The sequence below is a fragment of the Acinetobacter sp. 161(2023) genome, from assembly GCF_037027805.1.
GTDB lineage: Bacteria > Pseudomonadota > Gammaproteobacteria > Pseudomonadales > Moraxellaceae > Acinetobacter.
Genome location: NZ_JAZEYD010000033.1, coordinates 1 through 5,503, shown reverse-complemented (window position 1 = coordinate 5,503; position 5,503 = coordinate 1). Strand labels below are relative to the sequence as shown.

At 36.2% G+C, this 5,503-nt stretch carries 8 protein-coding genes and 1 pseudogene; 5 read left to right on the top strand and 4 right to left on the bottom strand.

The window, feature by feature from the left end; translation table 11 throughout:
• Together WA249_RS18690 and mobQ are read right to left on the bottom strand one after the other, a co-directional pair.
• A pseudogene (locus tag WA249_RS18690) lies at positions 1-279 on the bottom strand (hypothetical protein); the annotation flags it as partial.
• Positions 276-1,247, bottom strand: coding sequence for a MobQ family relaxase (gene mobQ, locus WA249_RS18685; RefSeq protein ID WP_225554441.1), 972 nt, complete (start codon positions 1,245-1,247; stop codon positions 276-278). The pseudogene WA249_RS18690 and the gene mobQ, both read right to left, overlap by 4 nt.
• 208 nt (positions 1,248-1,455) lie before the next feature.
• Here mobQ and WA249_RS18680 point away from each other — a divergent pair, with 208 nt between their 5' ends.
• Both WA249_RS18680 and WA249_RS18675 read left to right on the top strand, forming a co-directional pair.
• Positions 1,456-1,752 (top strand): mobilization protein, encoded by a 297-nt coding sequence (locus WA249_RS18680; RefSeq protein WP_111813182.1) that lies wholly within the window; start codon positions 1,456-1,458, stop codon positions 1,750-1,752.
• A 10-nt stretch (positions 1,753-1,762) separates the two neighbouring features.
• Positions 1,763-2,095, top strand: coding sequence for a hypothetical protein (locus tag WA249_RS18675; protein WP_151778602.1), 333 nt, complete (start codon positions 1,763-1,765; stop codon positions 2,093-2,095).
• Here the strand turns inward: WA249_RS18675 and WA249_RS18670 are convergent.
• Together WA249_RS18670 and repM are read right to left on the bottom strand one after the other, a co-directional pair.
• Positions 2,086-2,388, bottom strand: coding sequence for a hypothetical protein (locus WA249_RS18670; protein WP_111813179.1), 303 nt, complete (start codon positions 2,386-2,388; stop codon positions 2,086-2,088). The two genes, WA249_RS18675 and WA249_RS18670, sit on opposite strands and share 10 nt — an antisense overlap.
• Positions 2,385-3,308, bottom strand: coding sequence for a replication initiation protein RepM (repM, locus tag WA249_RS18665; protein ID WP_111813180.1), 924 nt, complete (start codon positions 3,306-3,308; stop codon positions 2,385-2,387). Before repM ends, WA249_RS18670 begins: the two co-directional genes overlap by 4 nt.
• A gap of 782 nt (positions 3,309-4,090) precedes the next feature.
• Here repM and WA249_RS18660 point away from each other — a divergent pair.
• Genes WA249_RS18660 through WA249_RS18650 form a run of 3 tightly spaced genes read left to right on the top strand, consistent with a single transcriptional unit; the run spans position 4,091 to position 5,498 of the window.
• On the top strand, positions 4,091-4,435 hold the full coding sequence (locus tag WA249_RS18660; RefSeq protein ID WP_005146112.1) for an SMR family transporter: 345 nt from the start codon (positions 4,091-4,093) through the stop codon (positions 4,433-4,435).
• Positions 4,436-4,993, top strand: coding sequence for a TetR/AcrR family transcriptional regulator (locus WA249_RS18655; protein ID WP_005146114.1), 558 nt, complete (start codon positions 4,436-4,438; stop codon positions 4,991-4,993). It abuts the gene before it with no gap.
• A 37-nt stretch (positions 4,994-5,030) separates the two neighbouring features.
• A complete protein-coding gene (locus tag WA249_RS18650) occupies positions 5,031-5,498 on the top strand; it encodes a DUF1643 domain-containing protein (RefSeq protein WP_004727917.1) in 468 nt (155 codons plus the stop codon).
• The last annotated feature ends 5 nt before the right edge of the window (positions 5,499-5,503 follow it).

The window sequence follows — 5,503 nt, the reverse complement described above, 5'->3', positions numbered from 1 at the left end:
TAATACCAGACTAAGGAAAATTGCACACAACAAGGCAATAAATCTGTAGTTCAATTTATCGGTGGCTTTATCTAACTCCTGAATACGACCTTGAAGGGCGCGTGTAGCTTCCTGATTTGCGTTATTTAGGGTCTTTTTGCTCTGTTCTAGTACCCCACTAGCTACTTTATTGTAAAACGTCTCTAATCGCTTGTTATCATCTGCTATGGCTTCCCTGTATTCCTTCATGGATGCCAATAAAATATATAACTGGTCATCTAGATCATTTTGATTACTCATAATGACATTCCGCCTCTACTTAGTTTTTGAGATGCCTTGCGGAGTGCTTGCTCGGCTCGTTGTTTATCTAATTCTTGCTGTCGCTTCATTTCCGCTTGGCGTTCCAGTTCTAGACGTTTGGTTTCTTGGTTCTTCTGCCATTGATCAAAACCTTGATCGACACGGTTTAAACCACGCTGTAAAACGCTCTCTTTCTGCTGTTTCTGTTGGTCAAGTTGTTGGGTATTCTGCTGTTTGACGTTGTCATTGAAACGGCTAATTTCAGTGTCTATGCCTTGTCTGCGTAATTGAGTGACTTTGGTGCCTTCATGGATGGTGGCTTGTAGTCCGTTGTTCTGATCGGCATAGCTGCGGTGATCTATTTTTTCTCGGTAGCCTGCACGTTCCAATGCTTTATTGGCTAACTCTGCCCATGTTTCTCTAATTTGCTTAATGTCTTCTTGGGTTGTCCCCATACCAAGGCTTTTTCGTTTGGCGTTGCTGAGTTCAATATCGGTTTTGGTGGTCAGAGTGAGTTTTTTGTCTGCGTCCAATTCGGCTTTTCGGGTTGTGAGCATGATATGGGCGTGATGGTTTTTATCATTACCGCCTTTACTCGGTTCATGGATGGCTAAATCTGCGATTACGTCATAGCGATCAACTAAGGACCTGGCAAAGTCTTTTGCCAAGTCCTTACGTTGATCAGCGTCTAATTCATCAGGCAGGGCAATCACCCATTCTCTAGCGGTTCGGGCATCTTTGCGGTTCTCGGTTTTTTCTGCCAAGTTCCAAAGTTCGCCACGGTCAATTTCAATATCTAAATTAGAGATAATTTCAGAATGGGCGACACCGTCTTTTCTCGTAAAGTCATGGGTCAGCCCTGTACGTTCATCTTCTAGTTTTTCACCTGCACGATAAGCACTTGATGCAACCGCAGTTCGTCCTGAACTTCGGTTAACTGTTTTAGTTGAACAATGATAGATTGCCATGCAGTCGCCTTGAGATGCTTTTGCTTTTAAAAAATTGCGTAGCAGTTTTTGGGGTTAAGGGGTATCCCCTTACGCAAACTTTGACTTGGATGAAATCCAAGTCGTAAGTGCGCATTTCATGAAAAACACGATAGCATATAGCCCGCTTGAATTTCAATTCATAGGGCCTTATGCTTGAGTGGTTTTCTACATGCCAAAATTGGACGTTATGACAAAATCAACAGAAAATATTGAAAAGAAAATTGAAGCCCAATTAGAGAAGCTGAAACAGTTAAAAGCACAAAAACAAGCTATCGAAGCAAGAGAACGTACTAAGCAAAAGGAACAGCAACGAAAAGATGATACTCGGCGTAAAATTTTGCTCGGTTCTTATTTAATTAAAAAGATGCAAAGTAACGAAGCCAACAAAGAAAAAATACTCGCTGAACTCAATGAATATTTAACAGAAAATAGAGATAGACAGCTTTTTGATTTGCCTTTAAAACCAGAATCTACAAATATTTAGGTAGTTAAAAATGGATAAAAAAGCTTTTTTTAAACAGTTTTTTGAGATTGAGGCTAATTCATCTTTATCTCATACAGAAGATGTCTACAAAGATTTTGACTTCTCTCTCATGGTTTCAAATCCAATAGGAAGTGAGCCTTATATTGTTGTTTTTAGCCCAGTGAATGAAAAATTTAATCACTCGATCATTCTAGAGCTACCTCAAAATGAGCATCATATTAATTTGGGATGGACTGATCTTTTCCTAATTGACAAAAAGACTGTTAGAAAAGGCAGTAAGCGAATTAAGTTGTTGAAATTGATTGATAAATTTTTAAAATCTAATAGCTTAATTCAAACCTGATTTTTATTAGCTCTTTGTTTTTCTTGCTCGGCTTTATACTCTAGAATAAGCTCATTTAAGACCTTTTGAACATTTTCCTTATCTTCGATCTGCAAATTATCTCGATAGTAAATTAAGTCCTCTATTTTGCTTTCCATCGGCATTTTTTCGGTAGGTTCGGCATTTTTGGATATTCGGGATAATAGGAAAATATAACCGCATATATTTTCCCTCGCAATTTCATAATTAACGATGTCGGTATACTTAATTTGAATGCCTTGAAAATTGGCTGTTAGGTTCTCCAGTTGCATCATGGTTTAAATCCTGCTTTCTCTAAACATGGGTAAAGCTCTCTGAATTTTTCAGGTTCTAAAAGCATGTCTGCAATACGGATAGCAAATTGTTGGTAGCTTTCCGTGCCTTGCGAATACTTACTCATTTCAGGCATTTCAGACATTTTATTGGCAAATAAATGGCGTTGAGCATCAGTCATTTTGACAAAAAAGTCAGGTGTGTTTGGGTCACGCTTAGAATCTAATTTTTTCGGTTGTTGTTTCTGCTTAAACTTAAATGAAAAACCAATAATTGAACGACCACGTTTGTGTTGTTCATACTCTGCTTTTATATCTGTGTACTTATTAATTTGATCAATGGCAAGGTGTAAAACTTTTTCTTTAAATTGCCCCATTCTCTTGTATTCATTGGGTTCTATGCCTAGTTTTAATCTTAGCTCTTCTAGCTCTACCATAGTCACTTTGCCTGTACTACGCCATGCGATAAGCAACTCATACAAGCGTATAGCGTAAACACTAGTTAAACTGCTGACTTGCTCTAGTTCATAACTGGTGAAGTGTTTTTCTAAATTTGTAATCAACGGTACAACATCATCAGAAAACTTAATACGAACAAGAGCTTCATTCTCTACATAAGATATTCGTTGTACCCATCGACTTATTACATTCTCAATGTTGCCCTTTTGAGTCAGTTTTTGATAGCTAAATCTACGATCAAATAGGCTTTTGCAAGCATCTTTAAGAACTTTATAGGCTGTATTTCTATGAACATTGAAATGGTTGATATAGCTTTCAGCATGAATCGTCAAATCTTTATCATTGGGTGTATTTGATTGCCTAGCTTCAAGTATGGCTAACAGTATTAAACGTTGTTCTGATAGGTCTAAATTATAACTAGCATTTATTAGTGCATTATCTTTAACGACTAGTTCTTTTTTCATAAGCAGACATGTTTTTTAAGTATATAAGTACACTTTATTTTATTAAGTGTCACTTTGCAAGATAGAAGTGTACTTATTGCAAGATAGAGGTGTACTTATTGCAAGATAAAGGTGTACTTATTGCAAGATAAAGGTGTACTTATCCTTATTTTTATTATTATTTATCAATTGATTACAGATGCTAAAAATTAAAAAATTAAAAAATATTAAAAAGAGGGGAGTGCTTAAAACTGCCCTATGTACTCGCTAAAGCTCGTACTCTATTGAAGCTCGTTCCTCGCTTCGTGGGGCAGTTTTTAGTTAATCCTGTTTGTGAAATCTAAAAGCAAAAGCATTTGTAATGTATTCGCTTCGCTCATACTTTTTGAAAAGCAAAAGCTCCAAAGTTCGCACCCATTCGGGATGCTCTGTACCTACCGTTTAAAATCGAAAGGGAGCTTGTAATCAGAGAAAAGGCGAGGGCGAAATTTTGATGATGCTCAATCGCTCGTAGACACTCGCTCGGTTCTTATTATCTAGGTTTTAATTATTTACTGGAGCTAATCAAAGTTGTGAAACATTGCTTAAATAATAGGCGTGGAACGTGAAAAATCATAAAAAAAGCCCACCTTGGGGAAGATGGGCTATCAACTAGAAACTACAGCATTGATTTCTAAGGAAAATTATAACAAATTTCGTATAAGGTGTATTATGTTAATTTTAGAAAATCTAAAATAATTATTGATAATTTTTTTTTGAAAATTTAACATACCTTCCGATTGGTATTTTAGGTATGATTACTTATGAACAGTGTGTTACTCGCTTATGTATTACTTGGATTTGCAATAGTTTCCGAAGTGATTGGAAGTAGTTTTTTAGTTAAATCGGAAGGGTTTACAAAACTTTTTCCAAGCGTGATGGTCTTTATTTTTTTTAGCACGGCATTTTATTTATTATCACAAGTTATTAAAACAATCCCTTTAGGTATCGCATACGCTATATGGGCTGGTGTTGGGATTGTTCTAACTGCTGTAGTTGGCTACTTTGTTTTTAAACAGACACTAGATAATCCTGCTTTAATTGGAATTGGTTTTATCGTATCTGGCGTAATAATTATTAATTTATTTTCGCAATCAGCAGGTCATTAAGTGAAAGAAATTCGGCAACAAAAGAAGCAACCAGAGGTTATTCGAAAGCGCATCCTTGAACAGGCAACTATTCTTGTTTCTCAAAAGGGTATTTCTGGTGTTTCTATTCAAAATATTGCTACAGCAGTAGGTATAACAAAAGGGGGGGTATTTCACCATTTCCCGAATAAAAAAAATTTGATAGAAGAAATGTTCAATCAAATAATTCTTGATTTAGATCAAACAGTTGAATACTTGATTAAACGCGATCCAACAGAATATGGTAAATTCACACGAGCTTATATTCATAGTTCTTTTATCCATCAAATAGATGGGGTGGTTTCTGCTTGGTCAGCGTTATCAATGACTATGATCACAGAGCCTACCTTTAATAAAATTTGGATGGAATGGCTAAAAAATAGATTATCTCAACATGCAGAAACGGATAGTCATCCTGATTTAGAGTTACTTCGTTTAGCAGCAGATGGGTTGTGGCTACAAAGTATTACCGGAGTCATTGATGATGAGCAATGTTCAAAATTAGAAGACGATCTGCTTAATCGAACCTATTTAACATAAAATCTCTTATTCGAAATAGATCAAGAAGGACAATTTAATGATAGAAAAAGGGGCAATCATTTCTGACTGTAACAAATATCGTTATTCACTTTGGCGTATTTGGGATAAAGAAAAACCAATATTTACCTTTGTCGGCTTAAATCCATCAACTGCAGACCATGAGCAAGATGACCGAACCATAAGACGATGCATTAATTTTGCTAAAAGTTGGGGAGGTGGTGGCATTTATATGGCTAATCTATTTGCATATAGAGCTACTGATCCACAAGAAATGATGTCCCAAGAAGACCCTATTGGTCCTGATAACGATGCCCACTTAAAGCAATTAGCAGCAGAATCCCAAAAACTTATTGCTTGTTGGGGAAATGATGGTGTTTTTAAAGCGAGATCAACTTTTGTAAAACAATTGCTTACGGACAGACTCTATTATCTTAAATTAAATAAAAGTGGAGAACCTGGACATCCGTTATATATACATTCTTCCACTCAAATACAGCCTTTTTAGATTCC

Excerpts from the sequence above, each read along its gene's own strand:
- WA249_RS18650 (WP_004727917.1), top strand. The coding sequence starts at position 5,031 with ATGATAGAAAAAGGGGCAATCATTTCTGACTGTAACAAATATCGTTAT.
- WA249_RS18680 (WP_111813182.1), top strand. The coding sequence starts at position 1,456 with ATGACAAAATCAACAGAAAATATTGAAAAGAAAATTGAAGCCCAATTA.
- WA249_RS18675 (WP_151778602.1), top strand. The coding sequence starts at position 1,763 with ATGGATAAAAAAGCTTTTTTTAAACAGTTTTTTGAGATTGAGGCTAAT.
- repM (WP_111813180.1), bottom strand. The coding sequence starts at position 3,308 with ATGAAAAAAGAACTAGTCGTTAAAGATAATGCACTAATAAATGCTAGT.
- WA249_RS18670 (WP_111813179.1), bottom strand. The coding sequence starts at position 2,388 with ATGATGCAACTGGAGAACCTAACAGCCAATTTTCAAGGCATTCAAATT.
- mobQ (WP_225554441.1), bottom strand. The coding sequence starts at position 1,247 with ATGGCAATCTATCATTGTTCAACTAAAACAGTTAACCGAAGTTCAGGA.
- WA249_RS18660 (WP_005146112.1), top strand. The coding sequence starts at position 4,091 with ATGAACAGTGTGTTACTCGCTTATGTATTACTTGGATTTGCAATAGTT.